Origin of the sequence: Streptomyces sp. 2114.4 (genome assembly GCF_900187385.1) — a bacterium.
Lineage (GTDB): Bacteria > Actinomycetota > Actinomycetes > Streptomycetales > Streptomycetaceae > Streptomyces > Streptomyces mooreae.
This window is the reverse complement of the sequence record NZ_FYEY01000001.1, coordinates 6142784-6162763: the sequence shown is the minus strand read 5'-3', so window position 1 is coordinate 6162763 and position 19980 is coordinate 6142784. Positions and strand designations below refer to the sequence as shown.

Genomic DNA, 19980 nt, shown 5'->3' with positions numbered 1-19980 from the left:
AGGTGCCGACCCCGGCTACGTGCCGGACGAGATCACGGGGAGACGAGCAACATTCACAACGGAACAGCCAACCAGCGCCACCCCACCTGCCCCGACACGAAAGCACCAGCCGGGCCGGTCGTCGATCCTCCACCACCGCACGGCAGTGGCCCAGGTAATCCGCATTCCCTGACGACCCGCAGCCTTCGCGGTTCGAGTCGCTTGACGGAGCTCTTGTCCACCACGACAAGGCCGCGAGGAAGCGACCGGGACGACGCCACCTTGCCGAGTACGGCCACCGAAACAGAAACAGTCGAGACCCCCTGAGAGAGGAACAGTCCAGGAGGACCACAGGGGACGAGATGGCGTTGGACGAACTGTCGTTGCGGGCTATCGGGGCCTGGCCGGCGCGACGGGCTGATCCGGGTCAGTCCATCCTCCCGGGATCAGCCACCCCCGTTTCAAAGGCCAGGACAACCGCCTGGGTGCGATTGCCGACGCCCAACTTGGCCAGCACGTTGCCCACATGCGTCTTCACGGTCTCCAAGCTCACCACCAGCCGGGCAGCAATTTCCTGGTTGGACAGCCCGCGTGCCATCAGACGCAGCGTCTCCGTCTCGCGGCCCGTGAGCGCGGTGGTCAGGGAGGCGTCTCGTCGAACGGGCCGCACCGCGGCCATCCGGCGGACCGCGTCCGGGAACAGCACCGAGTCCCCGGCCGCCACCAACCGGATGGCGTGCGCGATCTGCTGTGACGGGGCGCGCTTGCGGATGAACCCGCTGGCTCCGGCCCGCAGGGCGTCCCAGACGTACTCATCGTTCTCGAACGTGGTGATCACCACGACCTTCGGGGGGTCGGGCAGCGCCCGCAGCCGCCGGGTGGCCTCGATCCCGTCCACCAGCGGCATGCGCACATCCATCAGCACCACGTCCGGTCGCAGCCGGGTCACGGCGGCAACCACCTCGGCGCCATCATCGGCCTCACCCACGACGTCCACATCGGGCTTGGCCGACAGCAGCGTCCGCAGACCGGTGCGCGTCAGTTCATCGTCGTCCACGACGAGCACGGTCACGGGCGGGTCAGCAGCCGGGCCCGGCACTGTGGAGGCATTCATGACGCCGACCGTAGCGGTATCCGGACCAAAAGCCGCCACCGCGCCTCCCCCAGGTCCCGACCACCCCAACAGCCGTCACAGTTCCCGCAGTCGCCGCCGTTGCTGCAGTCCCTGCCGTCGCTGCAACCGTTCTCCAGGACCCCGGCGTGCGTAGTCCCCCTCAACAACCGCACCCGGTCCTCGATCCCCTGCACTCCCTGGCCCCCCTGCCCCCCGGTCCGCTGCCGCGGAGGTGTCCCCGAACCGACCGGATTGGTCAGCTCCAGCTCCAGCCACCCGCCCTGCACCATCGTCCGCAGCCGGATCCCGACTTTGCCCCCGTGCCGCAGCGCATTGGTCAGCCCCTCCTGGACGACCCGGTACGCCTCCCGCGACACTGTGGTCGGCACCCGGGCCAGGTCGCCCTGAACCTGCACTGTCAATTGCGCGCCGGCTCCACGGACTCGCTCCACCAGAGCGTCGAGATCCGCGAGGGTCGGCCGGGGCACTGTGGACGGCCGTTCCTCCCGCAGCATTCCCAACACGTGATCGAGATCGTCCATGGCGGCCCGTGATGTCTCCTCAATGCTGTTCAGGGCGCGCCTGGCTCCCGCCGGGTCACTGTCCATCAGCTCCACTGCCACCGCCGCCTGAATCGTGGACGCCGTAAGGGTGTGGCCGATCGAGTCGTGCAACTCCTGTGCCAGGCGATTCCGTTGCGCCAACAGATTCATCCGCTCCTCGGCGGCGGCCAGCCGCTCTCCGGGCCGGTGGCCGAGGAGCACCGGCGCGAGCCGTCGAAGGAGCACCGCGCCGCCGAGTGTGACCCCGGCCGCGAGCGCCAGACATCCCACGGCCGGCAACAACGCCCACGTGCCCCGCCAGCCCTCCCCGATCCAAAGGGACAGTCCGAAGACGGTCATGCGCTCCTCACCGCCCAGCCAGACCGAGGGAAACGCCACGGCTCCGAACACTGCCAGGCACGAGACTGCCGTCACCATCCCGCCTAGCACCATGTGCGGCACCAGCCACACCGCGGTGCGCAGCCGGTTGACCCAGCGCGGCCCCGTCGTGTCCACCGGCGCGGGCAGACCGGCCCCCAGTAGCCCGTTGGCCAGCCGCACGCTCGCGCGCCTCGCCGACAGCGGAGCGCCCATGGCCACCGTCACCACGGCGAACGCACACACGAAGCCCAGCACCCGGAACCCCGCCGGCCACCTCGGCGGCGCGAACAGCAGCGCCGCCGTCAGCGGCGGCAGGCTCAAGGCCGCGCCGAGGGCCGCATACACCCAGTGCCGGAACCCAGCCCCGCACGAAAGCGGGCGAATTGATTTATCCACGGCCGGACCGTACCCCGGCACTGCCCCCGGCTGCCTCCCCCGAAAGCGCCAGAACACACCCCGAAATAGGGGGAATCAGCATTCGCTCTCGACAGCGATGCGAAGCTCCTCCGCCTGATGTCAGAGTTGAGTTGCGAGTCCGCCACAGAAGAAAAATTGACAGTAAGAAGCCCCCCGCAGGGCCGCACTCCGAACCCGGGTGGCGCGCCCTCCCCCACCTATCCCCTCTCAAACCCCCTCCTTCACCTACCCGGCTTCTGTATGCCCGGAATTGCCGCAGTGGTGGTCCGCCGCTGCATCACGAACGAGGGTTTCACCGACGCCGGACGAAACTCCACCTCAAGTCGGCCTGGCGCTACTACATCGCGGCCTGGCTGGGCCCGCCACTCATCGCGGCGGCCACCCTCTCTCTCGCCGCTGCGCTCGGCCTGTGGGACCCGAACCTTTCCGGCCCGGGCGGCTTAACCGGAACGAAAGAACTGGCGACCGTCCTCGGCCTCGTGATGGTGGCCCTACTCCTCGCCCCTCTACTCGGGCGAGGAATTCGGCTGGCCGAGCTACCTCAGACCGCGCCCTTTCGGGGGCGGTACGGTGCCGTCCATCATCGCCACAGGGCTGATAGGGGCCGTGTGGCACCTTCCGCTGGCCTTCATCGGCTACGCCGAGTTCACGAATGTGGTGATCAGCCTGGCGGTGTGGACCTGTCCTTCCAGCTCCAGGAGATCATTCTCATGTGGCCGTACCAGCGCAGCGGCAGCGTCTGGGCCGCGAGCCCGGCCCACGCCGGAAACATGGTCCTCTTCCTGATCCTCGGCGAAACCCTGGACGGGAGGAAAGGCCTGGCCCCAGTCACCCCCATGCTGCTGGCCCTCGCCGACGGCGGCCATAAATCCATCACGCTCAACACACGTCTGTACTAATGTTGTTCATGCTGCGCACCTTCCCGGAGGGTACGTCGGCGGTGTTCGGTCCGATCCTCGGCTGTGACTGACGAGTGGTTTCCACCGCGTACTGAACGTGGTGTGAGTGCGGATGCCCGGTAGGGCGATCCCTGCCGCTTCCAGCTCATGCCAAGGAGTGGTGACACATGAACCCCGTTGAGTACAAGCCTGCACGTCGTAACCAGGTTCGCGAGATCCTGGTCGACGTCGCTGTCAGTGTCATCGCCAATTTCGTGGTGGCGGCCCTGACCGCGGCAGCTGGCCTGTTCTTCTGACACAGGCATGTGGCGGGCCCGGAGAGCCCGCCACTCCGCATTGTCGGCGTGGTCAGTCAGAACAGCCGCAGATCCGGCTCCTGTGTACCCAGCCTGCTCTGATTCCTGCGGGGGCGCCTTCCCCTCCGGGGCCGCGGCAGGTGCGGAATGCGTGCCTCGGACGGCAGGTTCTCCCAGGTGGGGCGCAGCCCGTGGATCTGGAGCTCACCGACGAGTTCCTTCAGGTAGGCCCGCGTCTCCTCATCCGTGGAGTAGAGCACGGTCGCGCGGCTGGCCCGGGTCATCAGCACGTGGTAGGCATGTCGGATGAGCCGGGCGAACTCCTCGTCATCGACACTTCCGGCTCTCACCTTCGGGTCGAACGAGCCGGGTACATCAACGCGCTTGACGCCCGGTTCCAGGCCCTTGCGCTCCTTGCCCCGGCGGAACACCCATCGGCCGTCGCGGCGCACCATGTCCTCACCCATGATCACGCCGCACCAGTCCCACTCGAGGCCCTGTGCCGTGTAGACACAGCCGATCTGGTCGAGGCCGTTCTCGTGCACGGACCAGATCTTCGACGGCGGTGCGTCGTTCTGGCAGAACGTGTCACTGTCCGCGTTCCACGCCCTGTGCCAGGCACCGATACGGACGTCGGCCTCCAACCGCTTCTCCTTGCCGAGCGGCTTCGTCCAGGGCCAGCAGTAGCCCGCAACCATGCGTGCGGAGGCGCCGGCCAGGGCTTCGGCACGAATGATGCGTTCGAGTTCCTCCGGGGTATCCGCCACCTCGACGTGCATCAGACCGTCCGGTGTCCACTGCTCCGGCGCGCTATCCGTCACCCCGAGGACGGCCCGCACCCAGCGGATGTAGGCGGCACTGCCGCCGCACCGGAACTGCTCCTGGAGGCCGTATCGCACGAGTCGTGCGTTGTGTCGTTCCGCCGCGTCCTCGATCAGACCGACGGTGCCCACCTCATTCGGCCGCACGGACTGGCACTCGTCCAGGAAGAACACCGTCAGGCGGGACGCATCGAGAAGCTCATCCACTTGCGGTTGTGTGCCCTGCTGTTCGGGCTTCCAGAAACGGTTGGTCGAGCGGTCTCGCAGGCGGTGCGCTTCATCGCAGATCAGCACGTCCAGCGGCGGGTCCGGCGGGGTGACGAAGCTGCTGAAGTAGGTGAAGCTCTCCCTGAACTGCCGGTCGCCGTAGCCGACGTGTTCCTGCATCGCGCCGTTGAAGGCCCTGCTGCCGCTGGCATACTTGACCGTCCGGCCCTGGGCCTCCAACTCTGCTTTGATCTGAAGGCCAATGGCGCTTTTGCCGGTGCCGGCGCCACCGGTCACCAAGAAGACCACTCGCCGTTCGTCCGGGACGAGGGCGGGACGCTGCGGGTCCGGGAGGGCTTGACCAGCGGTTTCCAGGATCTGGTCAGCGACCGTCTTCTGCCGACCGCGCAGCGTGAAGACGGTGTCGTCTCCACGGGAACGAATCATGGCATCAAGCAGAGGCGTGTTGCGCAGCCCCATGCTCCGCAGGAGCATCTCGGCCGCGGAGGCGCCCCCTTCCTCAGCGAAGTTCCTCCGGAGATCGCACAGCAGCTCTTCACGCCGGTCGTTCGTGTACACCTGCGCATAGGCGCCGGTCGGCGCATCCACGTCGATCAGGGCCCGCACGGACGCCTCGGTGGCGTTGTGCAGGTAAGCGAATCCGCCGCATTCGAATTCGAGCCCGTTCAGCGGCCCCCTACTGCTCGTGAAAGCCTCGTAATATTCACGCAGCTGGACGACAGGGTGTTTCTTCCTGCCCATCCCCGGTACGTGCACCAGCTCCGCGGTGGCCTGTTCCACCCTGGTCACCATCGACCAACGCTTCAGCTCGACCAGTTGTACGGACAATCGACGCTCCTGCGGATGATGGCCCACGAGAACGACATCGATGAGTCGGGGATCAGCCGGTCGTTCGGCCTCGTCGAGCGTGGCAGCGCACTCGACGATCATCTCCACCTTGCCGCGACCGGCGGCGACCAGGTCATTGGCAAGGCTCACCAGGCTTTCCGCCCACGCGGAACGTTCCGTCAGCGAGGCCTCGGCCCCACGGAAGTGTCGCCATCGGGCGGCGAGATGCGGCACCATACAACGCCTTGCATTCAACGTAAGCAGATCTTCAGCCGCCAACTTCAGCAGCAGCATCGACACGAGGTGGTTCCCCCTGGGCACGAGTGACTCGTGCGGGTGGGGGCATGTCCTCGTGGGAAGCCCGTCGGGCCGCAACCGGTACCGGAAATCTTAGGGATACGGCCGCCTACCGGGAAACTCGGCGCCGCTGTCGGCCATGACTGCAGGCATTGTGGCCGGATCACGCCGTCAGGGGCGTGAGGCCTGTTCTGGACAGTGGCCCCAAGGGGACCTTCTACCAGCTGCGTGAGGCCGACTATGCCCGGTGGCAAGCGGAAGTCATGGAGCACCGAGTACCCCAGAGGACATGCAGATCCCGACGGCTCCGGGCGGAGGGTCGGCATACGCCGCGATGCCGAGCGAGGGCCCTTTCCGGCCCTCCCCTCCTGCCAGGCTTGCCGCCGTGCGTTCAGCCCACGGTGTGTTCCCGATCCAGGCAGCCACCCACCAGTTCCCGCAGCTTCTCCTGGGTCTCCGGATCCGGTGAGTAAACGATCGTGCCGATCATTCCTCGGGTCAGCAACACCTTGTAGGTGTTGCGGATGAGTCGGTCCACATCGGACTCCGGGGTGGACTTCTTGAAGACCGGGTCCTTGGACGCCGTGCGGTCCGTGACCCATCGGTCGCCGCGCCAAACCAGGTCAGGGCCGATGATGACACCGGACCAGTCGTATTCGAAGCCCTGAGCGGTGTAGACGCAGCCGATCTGTCCGAAGCCCGCAGAATCAGTGGCCCACAGGGCGGACGGAGGCGCGCCGGACACGGAGCGGTCGCCTCGCAGGTTCCAGGGGCGGGCCCAGTCCCCGATGACGACGTCAGCGGGCAGTGGAGCGCCGGGCCTGGGTTCCGGGGACCAACGCCAGCAGTAGCCGGCGGACATGCGGGCGCTGTTGTTCTGGTTCCGGCGGGCGTCGAGGAAGGCTTCCATCTCCTGCGGACTGTCGGCGACCAGCAGCCGCATGCGATCGTCCGGCTCCCACGGCACCGGGCCGCCGGGCTCCAGGCCGAGTAGCCGCACTACCCAGCGCAGATAGGCATCGCTGCCACCGCAACGAAACTGGCTTTCCAGCGGCACGACCTGGCAGTTCAGGCCCCTGGCTGCCGCAACCGCCTTGATTTCTTCCAAGGTGCCCATCTCGCCGGGTCGCACCACCTGGTGCTCATCCAGGAGGAAGACGGGGACATGGGCGACGTCGATGAGTTCGTCGATCTGCCGCCTGCCGGTGCGGTGGGCCGCGGGCGTGTAGCGGTTGGCGGAGGTCTCACGGATGCGGTGGGCCTCGTCGCAGATCAGGACATCGAGGCTGTTCTCCTCTGTGGTCATGAAGCTGTTGAAGTACTTGAACAGCTCCTGCACCTCGCGCTTACGGGTACCCGCGACCTTTCGCATCGTCTTGGTGAACGACTGGGAACCAGTGGCATGCAGGGCTGGAACGCCCTGCCGGTACAGCTCGCCGAGCAGGGAAAGCGCGATGATGCTCTTACCAGTGCCGGGCCCGCCGGTGACCACCACGATCTCCTTGTGGTCGGACCGCTTCGCCCTGCGCACAGCGTTGAGCACGCAGCGGTACGCGACCTGTTGTTCGTCGAGAAGGACGAACTGCTCGCGTTCACGTACCTCTTGGGCCGCGACTGCCATCAACTGCTTCGAGGGGACGGTCTTACCCGCCTGCAGTTCGTCGGCGGCGCGGGCGCCCGGGTGCCTGTCGCTGAGCCTGGCGCGGAGGTGATCCAGGAACTCTCCCCGCCGGTCACCGGTGAACAGCTGACCGCGGTCGTCGAGCTCTATCGCGCGCAGACCGCTGACGCCGGCATCGGTGGCGTTGTGGAGAAACGCCACTCCGCTGATACGGCCGGGGTGCTCGGCCACCGCCCCATTGAAGTTCACGAGGTACTCGCAGTAGCGCCGTACCTGCTCTATGGGGTTGAGGACCGGATGTGCGTACGCGTCGATACGGCACAGAACCGGGTCGTCCTCATCAGGTACGGCCTGGCTCCACTGCTTCAGCTCCACTACGACGTACGACGATTCCCCTGTCACCGGATGCACTCCGGCCAGCACGACGTCGGCGCGTTTACTGTTCAGCGGGAGTGCGTACTCCAGCATGACCTCCACGTCCCCCAGGCCCGCGTCGTTGAGCGCGGCGGCCAGAACGGGGATGCTGCGCTCCCAGGAACGCACCTCCGAGGTGGTGGGCTGGTAGCCATGCATGTGGACGAACTGGTCGGTGGGGTGCGAGAACAGCGAACCGTCGAGTGCCATGACAGCGACCGTTTTCGCGGACGCACGGAACAGCAAGGACTTCCCCCAGGCAGCACGAAATGACTCGTGCGGGTGGGGGCGTGTCCTTCGAGACTCCACCGAGGTGGAGAGGAAGCCCGTCGGGCCGCGTTGACGATGTGTCCGAGGGTACCTGGCGGCGCTGACAGCCGTGCAGGGGCATCAGGGACACCACCCGGTCAACCCGTGGTCAGTGACCGCGCGCCACCCAGTCCGGCCCGGCGGCGGCCGGGTCCTCCAGGAGTACATCGGCAAGCAGTCGGCCAACGCACCCTCGACGGCGCACCAGCCTCGCCCGTGCGTGGAGCCGGCGCATCCGCTGCCTCGGCAGGCGGCACGCGCCGTCCCCGAGCAGGCAGCTCCGACGCCCCCGGTGGGAGCAATCGGCCCCGCCGCCGGCATTCATCGCAGGTAGCCGGGTCACCACACTTCAATCCTTGCTGCATGGCCTGGTATTCAGCGCTGTCTCGCACTGCTCACGGAGGCCGAGAAGGCTCCGGCCCGCGCCCGGCGGGGGCGCACATCATCTTGCGCCATTTCGGTCACACTCTGTCGGGCGTGCGGCTACTGTCCGCTGATATCCGTTGCTGAGAGGGCCTACAAGAGCCCCCTCGCCCTTCTCCTCCTCACCCTCCAGGAGTCCGACGTGAGTGGCCACCCCTCGTTCCCCGCCCCCAGGTCGGCCCCGGCGAAGGCCATGACCGCGCCTGAGATCGACGAAGCCTTGTCCGCGTTGGCACGTTGCTCGGCCGTCCTCCTCAAGGAGTCGCAAGCCGAGCAGCACCGCATGGAGGAGTTGAACGAGCTCAACGAAGCCGGCATCCAGCAGCACGCCAACGGCCAGGGATCGCAGTACGACGCGGAGTACACGCTCCTCTCCGTCCGTCTGGGGCTGGCCATCCGGTGCGCGAGGGCACACCGGGACGCCGCGCATGAATTCGTCTGCTGGTGGGTGGACACAGCCGTGACGGCATGGAAGTCCGCGGTCCACGGGACACCCATGCCATACGCACGCTTGGGCGCCGCCGCACCGGACACCCTGATGCTCGAAGACGACCTGGCGGTCCTGCCTGGTGTGGACGAGCAGACGCGGAAGCTGCTGGAGCTGGGCTCCTTCCTGGGCGCACCCCAGCCGGGCGCGGTCCCCGGCAACGGCGACGACCTCGCCACCATGATCACCGACCTGGCAGCCCGTTCCGGCCTGTCCATTCGACGGAACAACACAGGCGCTATCGAAGTGGTGGACGACGAGGATCCGGAGGCGCGGCGCCGTCGTCTCTGGGGAGACTGCTGGCTTGAGCTCGGCATCCCGGCGCTTCCCGGCCTCGGCGGCGAACTCGACGCCCTCCTCGTCCGCGCCCCGAGCGAAACCGCGGACCGCCTATTGAACGCGACCCGGGCAGTCGTCAGTGCTGCCATGGCCAGACTGCGTATGTCGGAGTTGGAAGACACCGGGGCGCGCTGGACACCGGCGGAGATCGACGAGTACGACCAACTCTCCGCTCAGCACGACCGTTTGACGCATCTCCTCGCTGACTACGCGCAAGCCGTCACCAAGAGCCTGCCCGATATGCGGGCCTAGTGAAGTGATCCCGGCGACCCTGACGGTGCGCACTGACTTGCCATCGCGCCGTCAGCGGTGCGCGCTGCTCGGCATACGTCGTATCCGCTATCCGGCTCGAAGAGAGCAGCTCGGCCGGCATCTGCGTGACGAAACCGCAGTTCGGGGGAAGGCTTTCCGTCTCAGCCACTGGGTACGCGGGCGGCCCGGCCCTTGAGGAGCCTGGTGAAGACCAGCGCGTCACGCTCGAACCGGTGGACGTCGCGTCCGACTGCCTCCAGGGCGTGGGGTGACCGAGCCGAACAGCCCCAGAACGCGAGAAAGCCCCTCGGGAACTTTCATTCCCGAGGGGCTTTATCAAAATTTGTTCGGCGGCGTCCTACTCTCCCACAGGGTCCCCCCTGCAGTACCATCGGCGCTGAAAGGCTTAGCTTCCGGGTTCGGAATGTAACCGGGCGTTTCCCTAACGCAATGACCACCGAAACACTATGAAGATATCAACCCGGACATGACACAGGTCGTTACTTCAGAACCTACACAGTGGACGCGAGCAACTGAGGACAAGCCCTCGGCCTATTAGTACCAGTCAACTCCACCCGTTACCGGGCTTCCATATCTGGCCTATCAACCCAGTCGTCTACTGGGAGCCTTAACCCCTCAAAGGGGGTGGGAGTCCTCATCTCGAAGCAGGCTTCCCGCTTAGATGCTTTCAGCGGTTATCCTTTCCGAACGTAGCCAACCAGCCATGCCCTTGGCAGGACAACTGGCACACCAGAGGTTCGTCCGTCCCGGTCCTCTCGTACTAGGGACAGCCCTTCTCAAGACTCCTACGCGCACAGCGGATAGGGACCGAACTGTCTCACGACGTTCTAAACCCAGCTCGCGTACCGCTTTAATGGGCGAACAGCCCAACCCTTGGGACCGACTCCAGCCCCAGGATGCGACGAGCCGACATCGAGGTGCCAAACCATCCCGTCGATATGGACTCTTGGGGAAGATCAGCCTGTTATCCCCGGGGTACCTTTTATCCGTTGAGCGACGGCGCTTCCACAAGCCACCGCCGGATCACTAGTCCCTACTTTCGTACCTGCTCGACCCGTCAGTCTCACAGTCAAGCTCCCTTGTGCACTTACACTCAACACCTGATTGCCAACCAGGCTGAGGGAACCTTTGGGCGCCTCCGTTACCCTTTAGGAGGCAACCGCCCCAGTTAAACTACCCACCAGACACTGTCCCTGATCCGGATCACGGACCCAGGTTAGACATCCAGCACGACCAGAGTGGTATTTCAACAATGACTCCACAACCACTGGCGTGGCTGCTTCACAGTCTCCCACCTATCCTACACAAGCCGAACCGAACACCAATATCAAGCTATAGTAAAGGTCCCGGGGTCTTTCCGTCCTGCTGCGCGAAACGAGCATCTTTACTCGTAATGCAATTTCACCGGGCCTATGGTTGAGACAGTCGAGAAGTCGTTACGCCATTCGTGCAGGTCGGAACTTACCCGACAAGGAATTTCGCTACCTTAGGATGGTTATAGTTACCACCGCCGTTTACTGGCGCTTAAGTTCTCAGCTTCGCCGACCCGAAGGTCGACTAACCGGTCCCCTTAACGTTCCAGCACCGGGCAGGCGTCAGTCCGTATACATCGCCTTACGGCTTCGCACGGACCTGTGTTTTTAGTAAACAGTCGCTTCTCGCTGGTCTCTGCGGCCACCACCAGCTCACCGAGTAAATCGGATCACCAGCAATGGCCCCCCTTCTCCCGAAGTTACGGGGGCATTTTGCCGAGTTCCTTAACCATAGTTCACCCGAACGCCTCGGTATTCTCTACCTGACCACCTGAGTCGGTTTAGGGTACGGGCCGCCATGAAACTCGCTAGAGGCTTTTCTCGACAGCATAGGATCATCCACTTCACCACAATCGGCTCGGCATCAGGTCTCAGGCTTCATGCTGTCCGGATTTACCTGGACAACGCCCTACACCCTTACCCCGGGACAACCACCGCCCGGGCTGGACTACCTTCCTGCGTCACCCCATCACTTACCTACTACCACCTTGGGTCAGCGGCTCCACCACTCCCCTTCACCCGAAGGATCCAGGGCGGCTTCACGGCCTTAGCATTAATGGATTCGATATTGGGCGCTTCAAAGCGGGTACCGGAATATCAACCGGTTGTCCATCGACTACGCCTGTCGGCCTCGCCTTAGGTCCCGACTTACCCTGGGCAGATCAGCTTGACCCAGGAACCCTTAGTCAATCGGCGCACACGTTTCCCACGTGTGTATCGCTACTCATGCCTGCATTCTCACTCGTGAACCGTCCACAACTCGTTTCCACGGCTGCTTCACCCGGCACACGACGCTCCCCTACCCATCACAACGGACGTTGGTCCTCATGTTGCAATGACACGACTTCGGCGGTGTGCTTGAGCCCCGCTACATTGTCGGCGCGGAATCACTTGACCAGTGAGCTATTACGCACTCTTTCAAGGATGGCTGCTTCTAAGCCAACCTCCTGGTTGTCTCTGCGACTCCACATCCTTTCCCACTTAGCACACGCTTAGGGGCCTTAGTCGATGCTCTGGGCTGTTTCCCTCTCGACCATGGAGCTTATCCCCCACAGTCTCACTGCCGCGCTCTCACTTACCGGCATTCGGAGTTTGGCTAAGGTCAGTAACCCGGTAGGGCCCATCGCCTATCCAGTGCTCTACCTCCGGCAAGAAACACACGACGCTGCACCTAAATGCATTTCGGGGAGAACCAGCTATCACGGAGTTTGATTGGCCTTTCACCCCTAACCACAGGTCATCCCCCAGGTTTTCAACCCTGGTGGGTTCGGTCCTCCACGAAGTCTTACCTCCGCTTCAACCTGCCCATGGCTAGATCACTCCGCTTCGGGTCTTGGGCACGCTACTCAACGCCCTCTTCGGACTCGCTTTCGCTACGGCTTCCCCACACGGGTTAACCTCGCAACATACCGCAAACTCGCAGGCTCATTCTTCAAAAGGCACGCAGTCACGACACAAGGACAAGTCCTTGTGCGACGCTCCCACGGCTTGTAGGCACACGGTTTCAGGTACTATTTCACTCCGCTCCCGCGGTACTTTTCACCATTCCCTCACGGTACTATCCGCTATCGGTCACCAGGGAATATTTAGGCTTAACGGGTGGTCCCGCCAGATTCACACGGGATTTCTCGGGCCCCGTGCTACTTGGGTGTCTCTCAAACGAGCCGCTAATGTTTCAGCTACGGGGGTCTTACCCTCTACGCCGGACCTTTCGCATGTCCTTCGCCTACATCAACGGTTTCTGACTCGTCTCACAGCCGGCAGACTGTGAAAGAGAGATCCCACAACCCCAACCACGCAACCCCTGCCGGGTATCACACGTGACTGGTTTGGCCTCATCCGGTTTCGCTCGCCACTACTCCCGGAATCACGGTTGTTTTCTCTTCCTGCGGGTACTGAGATGTTTCACTTCCCCGCGTTCCCTCCACACTGCCTATGTGTTCAGCAGCGGGTGACAGCCCATGACGACTGCCGGGTTTCCCCATTCGGACACCCCCGGATCAAAGCTCGGTTGACAGCTCCCCGGGGCCTATCGCGGCCTCCCACGTCCTTCATCGGTTCCTGGTGCCAAGGCATCCACCGTGCGCCCTTAAAAACTTGGCCACAGATGCTCGCGTCCACTGTGCAGTTCTCAAGCAACGACCAGCCACCCACCACCCCAACCCGAAGGCTGAGTTCACTGGGGCCGGCATCGCGAAGGTCCAGACCACAGTCCGTACCCTCAGATACCCAACAACGTGCCCGGCCCACCCCGTCAATCCCCACGTTCCACGCCGAAGCAGTACTAGTGACAACCAACCGAGTGTGCCGAATAGTCAACGTTCCACCCATGAGCAACCAGCATCAGACACTCGCTGATGTACTGGCCTCTGACCGACCAGAGGTCGGTAAGAAGTGCTCCTTAGAAAGGAGGTGATCCAGCCGCACCTTCCGGTACGGCTACCTTGTTACGACTTCGTCCCAATCGCCAGTCCCACCTTCGACGATTCCCTCCCACAAGGGGTTGGGCCACCGGCTTCGGGTGTTACCGACTTTCGTGACGTGACGGGCGGTGTGTACAAGGCCCGGGAACGTATTCACCGCAGCAATGCTGATCTGCGATTACTAGCAACTCCGACTTCATGGGGTCGAGTTGCAGACCCCAATCCGAACTGAGACCGGCTTTTTGAGATTCGCTCCACCTTGCGGTATCGCAGCTCATTGTACCGGCCATTGTAGCACGTGTGCAGCCCAAGACATAAGGGGCATGATGACTTGACGTCGTCCCCACCTTCCTCCGAGTTGACCCCGGCAGTCTCCTGTGAGTCCCCATCACCCCGAAGGGCATGCTGGCAACACAGAACAAGGGTTGCGCTCGTTGCGGGACTTAACCCAACATCTCACGACACGAGCTGACGACAGCCATGCACCACCTGTACACCGACCACAAGGGGGACCCTGTCTCCAGGGTTTTCCGGTGTATGTCAAGCCTTGGTAAGGTTCTTCGCGTTGCGTCGAATTAAGCCACATGCTCCGCTGCTTGTGCGGGCCCCCGTCAATTCCTTTGAGTTTTAGCCTTGCGGCCGTACTCCCCAGGCGGGGAACTTAATGCGTTAGCTGCGGCACGGACGACGTGGAATGTCGCCCACACCTAGTTCCCAACGTTTACGGCGTGGACTACCAGGGTATCTAATCCTGTTCGCTCCCCACGCTTTCGCTCCTCAGCGTCAGTATCGGCCCAGAGATCCGCCTTCGCCACCGGTGTTCCTCCTGATATCTGCGCATTTCACCGCTACACCAGGAATTCCGATCTCCCCTACCGAACTCTAGCCTGCCCGTATCGAATGCAGACCCGGGGTTAAGCCCCGGGCTTTCACATCCGACGTGACAAGCCGCCTACGAGCTCTTTACGCCCAATAATTCCGGACAACGCTTGCGCCCTACGTATTACCGCGGCTGCTGGCACGTAGTTAGCCGGCGCTTCTTCTGCAGGTACCGTCACTCTCGCTTCTTCCCTGCTGAAAGAGGTTTACAACCCGAAGGCCGTCATCCCTCACGCGGCGTCGCTGCATCAGGCTTTCGCCCATTGTGCAATATTCCCCACTGCTGCCTCCCGTAGGAGTCTGGGCCGTGTCTCAGTCCCAGTGTGGCCGGTCGCCCTCTCAGGCCGGCTACCCGTCGTCGCCTTGGTAGGCCATCACCCCACCAACAAGCTGATAGGCCGCGGGCTCATCCTTCACCGCCGGAGCTTTCCACCACCAGACCATGCGGTCGGAGGTCGTATCCGGTATTAGACCCCGTTTCCAGGGCTTGTCCCAGAGTGAAGGGCAGATTGCCCACGTGTTACTCACCCGTTCGCCACTAATCCCCTCCCGAAGGAGGTTCATCGTTCGACTTGCATGTGTTAAGCACGCCGCCAGCGTTCGTCCTGAGCCAGGATCAAACTCTCCGTGAATGTTTACCGGTAATCCGGTGAACACACACGAGAGCGGAACGAGCGGACGGAATAGGTCCGGTCGTTCACAGCGTCCTCGCTGTGTGTGCCACCCCGACCGCTCGGGCCGTGGTGGACTTTCAAAGGAACCTCATCTCCATGACGGAGACGGGGTATCAACATATCTGGCGTTGACTTTTGGCACGCTGTTGAGTTCTCAAGGAACGGACGCTTCCTTTGTTCCTGTTTCACCAGGATCTCCGGGCGCTTCCCTTCGGTCTTGCGTTTCCGACTCTATCAGATCCTTGCGGGCCTGATTTTCGCCGGTGCGTTTCCGCCTTTCGGCTTCTTCGCGTTTCCAACCGTACCAGATCCGTTTCCGTGTCTGGCCCCTGTTGGAGCGGGTCGGCCGTTCGGCTTTCGCTTTCCGGCCTTTCCGACTCTAGCAGACCCGATTTCGTTCCGTTGCCGGCCCGAATTCGTTTCCGATTCCCCGTCGGAGGGGTTTGCCTGGGGTGCGGCTTCTTGCGTTGCCGCGCCTTTCGGCGTGATCACTACTTTAGCGGAATTCCTCGTTGACGCATAATCACGTCACGGTCGAATTTCGGCATGCCGAAATTGGTCCCGGTGAGGGGCCGTGCAGTAGTGGTGTGCCGCGAAGCGGCGAATGGTCGCCTCGAACCGTTCCGGCTCTGTGGCAACTCGAAGAACTTACACGATCCTATGGGTGCGGCACGACTCGGGGGGACGTCTGTGGTGGTTTCGAGCTGTCCCGGTCCGCTGGGGCGCCGAACCTCCTGGTCACGGGGGGGGACCCAGCTGTCCTCCCGCCCCGCCGAAGGTTCGCCGCTCTCCAGGAGGTGCGCCGAGCGCCGCCGTTGCGGCGGTGGCCCTCAGTGCCTTGGCGCACCGCCCAAACCACAGGTCAGGCGCCTTCCCGAACCGCTTCAAGAATCGCCACGCACTCCACATGATGCGTCATCGGGAACAGATCGAACGCCCGCATCCGTCGCGGGCCATATCCCGCCTCCGCGAAGTACTTGAGGTCGCGGGCGAGGGCTGCCGGGTCGCAGGCGACGTAGGCGATGCGGCGGGGGGTGAGGGAGGCGAGGTGGTTGACGGTCTTCTTGCCGGCACCGGCGCGGGGTGGGTCGAGGACGATGAGGTCGACGTCGGTGATGCCGGTGCGGGGGAGGATCGCCTCGACCTTGCCGTGTTCGATGCGTACGCGGTCGAGGTCCTGGAGGTTGTGGCGGGCGTCGTCGACGGCGCGCTTGCCGGATTCGATGCCGAGGACCGCGCCCTTGTCGCCGACGCGTTCGGCGAGGGCGCCCGCGAAGAGGCCGACGCCGCAGTAGAGGTCGAGGGCCATGTCGCCCTTCTTGGGCATCAGGCCCTGCATGACGGCCTCGACGAGGAGGTCGGCGGCCTTCGGGTGGACCTGCCAGAAGCCGCCGTTGCCGACCCGCCAGGTGCGGTCGGCGGCGCGCTCGCGGACGAAGGGGCGGCCGTGGACGCGGTGGACCCCGCCGTCCTTCTCGCCGATGCGCAGGACGGAGACCGGCTTGTCGAGTTCGACGATGGGGAGGCGGCCGCCGGGGCGCGGGGTGAGGATGACCTGACGGTCGTGGGAGCCGGTGGCCGCGATCGCCTCGACGCCGGCCATCTGCGGCCACTCGCGCTTCTCGATGCCGAGTTCGGAGACTCCCGGGGCGGCGATCATGCAGTGGGTGACCGGCTCGACTTCGTGCGAGCGGTGCTTGCGCAGGCCCGCGTGGCCGTCGGCGTCGACCGCGTACTGGACGCGGGTGCGCCAGGCCGGAACCTCGCCCTTGGCGACCTTGTCGCCGGGGGCGGGCTCGACCGTGCCGTCCCAGTGGGCGTCGTCCGGCGACAGCCCGGCCAGCCGTTCCAGCTGTTCGGCGATGACCGAAGCCTTCAGGCGGCGCTGGGCGCCGGGGGCGGCGTGCTGCCAGTCGCAGCCGCCGCACTTGCCGGGGCCGGAGAACGGGCAGGGGGCCTCGACCCGGTCCTTGGAGGGGGTGTGGATCGCGACGGCGTCCGCGCGCAGGAAGCGCGCGCCCTCCTCACCGTCGGTGACCCTGGCGGTGACGCGCTCGCCGGGCAGCGTGTGCCGTACGAAGAGGACCTGGCCCTCCTCGGTGCGGGCGATGCAGTGGCCGCCGTGTGCGACCGGGCCGACCTCGACCTCGTACTCCTCGCCGACCAGCGATTTCTTCGGTTCTGCCTGCATGGCGGGAGGACTCCTGTGGTGGGTGGTGCGGGGCGAGACGGGGCGGTACGAGGCGCGCGGTACGCCCGGACCACCCTCTGGACGGCGGGACGCCGACCGTCAAGTCTACGTCCCGCCGTGCCGTGTCCTGCCTCGGTCCCGTGCTGCTGTGCCGGGGCCGGCCGGGCCTCCTGCGGAGCGCACCTCGTCGGGGCATGCGTCCCGCCGCTGGATGTCACGCCTCGTCGGGGCCTCCCGCTGCCCGTACCACGCCCCGCTGCCGCTGCCGCGCCGCCCCGGTGTCCTGCCGGGGCGGCGGTGTCCCTACTTCTTGGTGGCCGCCTTGTCCTTCTTCGGCTGGGCGACCGGGCCGCGGCGGACCGCACCCGGAGCGTTCCACTCCGCGCGCTTGCGGGCGCGCAGCTTGGCGGCCTCGGAGGAGTCCAGCTGCCAGGGCACGGAGGTGACCATGACGCCGGGGGTGAAGAGCAGGCGGCCCTTGAGGCGGAGTGCGGACTGGTTGTGGAGAAGGTGCTCGTACCAGTGGCCGACGACGTATTCGGGGATGTAGACGGAGACCGCGTCGCGCGGGCTCTCCCGGCGCAGCGACTTGACGTAGTCGATGATCGGCCGGGTGATCTCGCGGTACGGGGAGGCCAGGACCTTCAGCGGCACCTCGATGCCGCGGCGCTCCCACTCCTCCCTGAGGGCCTTGGTGTCGGCCTGGTCGACGTCCACGCTGACCGCTTCGAGGCTGTCGGAGCGCATCAGCTTGGCGTAGTTGAGGGCGCGCAGGGTGGGCTTGTGCACCTTGGAGACCAGGACGAGGGAGTGCACCCGGGAGGGGCGGACCACGTCGTCGTCGGGGGCGTCCTCGGCGGCGATCTCGTCGGCGACCCGGTCGTAGTGGCGGCGGATCGCGGACATCGTCACAAAGAAGATGACCATGCCGAGCAGCGCCACCCACGCGCCGTGGGTGAACTTCGTCAGGAGGACGACGACCAGGACCAGGCCCGTGAAGAAGGCACCGAAGGCGTTGATGGCGCGGGAGCGGTGCATCCGGCGGCGCTTGGCCGGGTCGGTCTCGCCGAGCAGATGGCGGTTCCAGTGGCGGACCATGCCGGTCTGGCTGAGCGTGAACGAGACGAAGACGCCGACGATGTAGAGCTGGATGAGCCGGGTGGAGTCCGCGCCGTAGAGGTAGACGAGGATCGCGGCGGCGCCGGCCAGCAGGACGATGCCGTTGGAGAACGCCAGGCGGTCGCCGCGGGTGTGCAGCTGGCGCGGCAGATAGCGGTCCTGGGCGAGGATCGAGCCGAGCAGCGGGAAGCCGTTGTAGGCGGTGTTGGCCGCGAGGAAGAGGACCAGTGCGGTGGCGGCGGCCAGGATGATGAAGAGGAAGGAGCCGTTGCCGAAGACGGCGGAGGCGACCTGGGAGATGACCGGGTCCTGGGTGTAGCCGGCCCCGAGCGGCTTGCCGTTCTGGAAGAGGTCCTTGGCGGGGGTCTCGGCCATCCGTACGTGCGTGGCCATGGCCAGGCCGATGATGCCGCAGAACATGGTGACGGCCAGCCCGCCCATGAGGGCCAGGGTGGTCGCGGCGTTCTTGGACTTCGGCTTGCGGAAGGCCGGGACGCCGTTGGAGATCGCCTCGACGCCGGTGAGCGCGGCACAGCCGGAGGAGAAGGCCCGCAGCATGAGGAAGACCAGGGCGAAGCCGGCCAGGCCGCCCTGTTCCGCGTGGATGGTGAAGTCTGCGGTGGGGGCCTTCATCGTGTCGCCCAGGACGACGCCGCGGATCACACCCCAGATGATCATGATGAAGACGCCGGCCACGAAGACATACGTCGGGATCGCGAAGAGCTTGCCCGATTCCTTGACGCCGCGCAGGTTCATCAGCGTGAGCAGCACGATGATGGCGATCGCGCACAGGGTCTTGTGCTGGACGACGAAGGGGATCGCGGAGCCCAGGTTCTCCACCCCGGAGGAGATGGAGACCGCGACGGTCAGCACATAGTCGACGAGCAGTGCGCTGGCGACGGTGAGACCGGCCTTGGGGCCGAGGTTGGTGTTGGCGACCTCGTAGTCACCGCCGCCGCTCGGGTAGGCGTGCACGTTCTGCCGGTACGACGCGACGACGGTGAACATCAGCACCACGACCGCGACCGCGATCCAGGGGCTGAAGTTGTACGCAGACACACCCGCGACGGACAGGACGAGCAGTACCTCGCCCGGCGCATAGGCCACGGAGGAGAGCGGGTCGGAGGCGAAGACGGGTAGTGCGATGCGCTTGGGAAGCAGGGTCTCCCCGAGCTTGTCGCTGCGCAGTGCGCGCCCGATCAAGATCCGTTTGGGCACGTCGGTCAGTTTGGACACGCAGAGGATGCTAAGCCTTCGTCAAGGTCTGCGCCCACCCGCTACCGGATCGGGTGGCATCGGCGGAGCCCGCGGTGCGGCGGGCGGGACGCGTACGCCCTGCTGAGGGGCGCATCGTGGCCGGTCGCCTCCACAGGATCCGCACGTCACGCGCACGCGGGCGACCCCGGGAGGCCGTCGCCGTGGCGTTCGTCACGGGGTGAGGCGATCCGTCATGGAGTTGACGCGGTCCGTCACGGGAATGACGCGGTCTGTCAC

General features: G+C 65.0%; 9 protein-coding genes and 3 rRNA genes. 3 read left to right on the top strand and 9 right to left on the bottom strand.

The features are described 5' to 3' along the window. Nucleotides 1-406 precede the first annotated feature (406 nt). Both CFW40_RS27125 and CFW40_RS27120 read right to left on the bottom strand, forming a co-directional pair. Nucleotides 407-1093 carry a response regulator transcription factor gene (locus CFW40_RS27125; protein WP_088800472.1) on the bottom strand — a complete coding sequence of 229 codons (687 nt, stop codon included), beginning with the start codon at nucleotides 1091-1093 and terminating at the stop codon, nucleotides 407-409. Further along, nucleotides 1090-2412 carry a sensor histidine kinase gene (locus tag CFW40_RS27120; protein ID WP_120314039.1) on the bottom strand — a complete coding sequence of 441 codons (1323 nt, stop codon included), beginning with the start codon at nucleotides 2410-2412 and terminating at the stop codon, nucleotides 1090-1092. The genes CFW40_RS27125 and CFW40_RS27120 overlap by 4 nt, the downstream gene beginning before the upstream one ends. Nucleotides 2413-3107: 695 nt before the next feature. On the opposite strand from CFW40_RS27120, the gene CFW40_RS27115 reads away from it, so the two are divergent. Continuing rightward, on the top strand, nucleotides 3108-3332 hold the full coding sequence (locus CFW40_RS27115; protein ID WP_088800470.1) for a hypothetical protein: 225 nt from the start codon (nucleotides 3108-3110) through the stop codon (nucleotides 3330-3332). A 167-nt stretch (nucleotides 3333-3499) separates the two neighbouring features. Then, a complete protein-coding gene (locus tag CFW40_RS38290; protein WP_088800469.1) occupies nucleotides 3500-3628 on the top strand; it encodes a DUF6408 family protein in 129 nt (42 codons plus the stop codon). A 56-nt stretch (nucleotides 3629-3684) separates the two neighbouring features. Here CFW40_RS38290 and CFW40_RS27105 read toward each other — a convergent pair whose 3' ends face one another. Together CFW40_RS27105 and CFW40_RS27100 are read right to left on the bottom strand one after the other, a co-directional pair. Next, nucleotides 3685-5799 (bottom strand): DUF2075 domain-containing protein, encoded by a 2115-nt coding sequence (locus tag CFW40_RS27105; RefSeq protein WP_088802391.1) that lies wholly within the window; start codon nucleotides 5797-5799, stop codon nucleotides 3685-3687. 394 nt (nucleotides 5800-6193) lie between these two features. Beyond that, nucleotides 6194-8083 (bottom strand): DUF2075 domain-containing protein, encoded by a 1890-nt coding sequence (locus CFW40_RS27100; protein WP_088800468.1) that lies wholly within the window; start codon nucleotides 8081-8083, stop codon nucleotides 6194-6196. A gap of 628 nt (nucleotides 8084-8711) precedes the next feature. Between CFW40_RS27100 and CFW40_RS27095 the strand changes: the two genes are divergently transcribed. Then, on the top strand, nucleotides 8712-9647 hold the full coding sequence (locus CFW40_RS27095) for a hypothetical protein (RefSeq protein WP_088800467.1): 936 nt from the start codon (nucleotides 8712-8714) through the stop codon (nucleotides 9645-9647). A gap of 345 nt (nucleotides 9648-9992) precedes the next feature. On the opposite strand, the gene rrf is transcribed toward CFW40_RS27095, so the two are convergent. The 5 genes from rrf to CFW40_RS27065 form a co-directional block, all read right to left on the bottom strand. After that, a 5S ribosomal RNA gene (gene rrf / locus CFW40_RS27090) occupies nucleotides 9993-10109 on the bottom strand. A gap of 73 nt (nucleotides 10110-10182) precedes the next feature. After that, nucleotides 10183-13303 (bottom strand): 23S ribosomal RNA (locus tag CFW40_RS27085). A gap of 302 nt (nucleotides 13304-13605) precedes the next feature. Further along, a 16S ribosomal RNA gene (locus tag CFW40_RS27080) occupies nucleotides 13606-15134 on the bottom strand. The 16S, 23S and 5S rRNA genes sit together here, the layout of an rRNA operon. A 904-nt stretch (nucleotides 15135-16038) precedes the next feature. Next, on the bottom strand, nucleotides 16039-17367 hold the full coding sequence (locus tag CFW40_RS27070; RefSeq protein WP_088800465.1) for a class I SAM-dependent RNA methyltransferase: 1329 nt from the start codon (nucleotides 17365-17367) through the stop codon (nucleotides 16039-16041). A 303-nt stretch (nucleotides 17368-17670) separates the two neighbouring features. Beyond that, nucleotides 17671-19722 carry an APC family permease gene (locus tag CFW40_RS27065; protein ID WP_088800464.1) on the bottom strand — a complete coding sequence of 684 codons (2052 nt, stop codon included), beginning with the start codon at nucleotides 19720-19722 and terminating at the stop codon, nucleotides 17671-17673. Nucleotides 19723-19980 lie beyond the last annotated feature (258 nt).

What these genes read in the sequence shown, in the direction of transcription:
- CFW40_RS38290 (WP_088800469.1), top strand. Translation starts at nt 3,500, where the DNA reads ATGAACCCCGTTGAGTACAAGCCTGCACGTCGTAACCAGGTTCGCGAG.
- CFW40_RS27070 (WP_088800465.1), bottom strand. Translation starts at nt 17,367, where the DNA reads ATGCAGGCAGAACCGAAGAAATCGCTGGTCGGCGAGGAGTACGAGGTC.
- CFW40_RS27125 (WP_088800472.1), bottom strand. Translation starts at nt 1,093, where the DNA reads ATGAATGCCTCCACAGTGCCGGGCCCGGCTGCTGACCCGCCCGTGACC.
- CFW40_RS27105 (WP_088802391.1), bottom strand. Translation starts at nt 5,799, where the DNA reads ATGCTGCTGCTGAAGTTGGCGGCTGAAGATCTGCTTACGTTGAATGCA.